1 protein-coding gene is annotated in these 1,321 nt (G+C 75.9%); it reads left to right on the forward strand.

Annotation, left to right across the window (positions count from 1 at the left end):
- Positions 1 to 698: 698 nt before the first annotated feature.
- Positions 699 to 980: a hypothetical protein gene (locus AB0C12_RS44060; protein WP_360557226.1), complete on the forward strand. Its 282-nt coding sequence runs from the start codon at positions 699 to 701 to the stop codon at positions 978 to 980.
- Positions 981 to 1,321: the final 341 nt, after the last annotated feature.

The raw sequence follows: 1,321 nt of genomic DNA on the forward strand, positions 1-1,321 counted from the left end.
GCGTTGGCGCCCTCGTGCCCGTGAGCGGACGCGGCACCGGCCAGCGCGACCAGCACGACCGGGGTGACGATGCCGTCGTTCAGCCCGCTCTCCACTCGTCAGGCTTGATATCTGCGTGGGTCATCCCCGCCCCCAAGCCCGTTGTGGTCGCCCTGGTTGCTTCGCCCAGCAACCATCTGGTACGGCCTCAGCAAGCTCCTACACCAGCGGGCTGGGCCGCCGGTGGGGAGCATCGAGGCAAGCCGCCGGCTTGGCGCGTCGCGGAGGAAGCCGCGGCCTCCACCCCAGCTTTTTGACGGGCGGAGTTCAGCATCGCTCGCTCGCGCCGTCACGGGTTCCCGGCACCGCCCGCACCTGCCACGCGCATCAACGTGTCATGGGGCTGGAGGCGGCTCTCCGCGATCGAGGGCTACCTTCCGGCGTCATCTCCTGCCGCGATCGCATGGCTGCGAGCCTTCGCTGCGGCCCACTCCGCGCCAGCTCCACCTCGTCGGGTCCGACTCACCGGCACGCCCAGCATGCGGGCACCGCGAACAACCACAACACCGAACGCTCGCCGAGCCAAGCCAAGCCAAGCCGCGCCGGGCCGAGCCGCGCCGGGCCGAGCCGCGCCGGGCCGAGCCGCGCCGGGCCGAGCCGCGCCGGGCCGAGCCGCGCCGGGCCGGGCCGCGCCGGGCCGGGCCGTGCCGGGCTGTGCCGTGCCGGGCCGCGCCGAGCCGCGCCGGGCCGAGCCGCGCCGGGCCGAGCCGCGCCGGGCCGAGCCGCGCCGGGCCGAGCCGCGCCGGGCCGAGCCGCGCCGGGCCGAGCCGCGCCGGGCCAAGCCGCGCCGGGCCAAGCCGTGCCACGCCGTGCCGTGCTGTGCCGTGCCGGGCCGTGCCGTGCTGTGCCGGGCCAGGCCGGGCTGTGCCGGGCCGTGCCTGGTCGAGCGCTGCCCGGTCGAGCTGTGTCTCGTCGCGCTGTGCCTGGGCCGGTTCGCCTGAGTCGGGCTGCGCCGGCCTCGCCGCGGGGGCTGCGGACGGTGAAGTGCGGGCTGACCCTCGTGCGACCCGAGGGCGTACTTCGGCCGGAACGGCTGCGGGCTCCCGGATGGACCGGCGCGGAGCGTGCGGGATGCCCCGAGGATTCCGCCCGGCCTGATAGCCGGCAGAGAAGCAGAAAGCGGGACCACGGCGGGCTTGGGGGCGGGGATGACCCACGCAGATATCAAGCCTGACGAGCTGCGTGGGATGACTTCCCAGCCCGTCCTCACGACCGGCACCCGGCGCGATCGGACCCCCCTCAAGAGCGGTCCGCTGTCGCGACCCAAAGCCGGTCGGGTCCT

The organism is Actinoplanes sp. NPDC048967 (assembly GCF_040649415.1).
GTDB lineage: Bacteria > Actinomycetota > Actinomycetes > Mycobacteriales > Micromonosporaceae > Actinoplanes.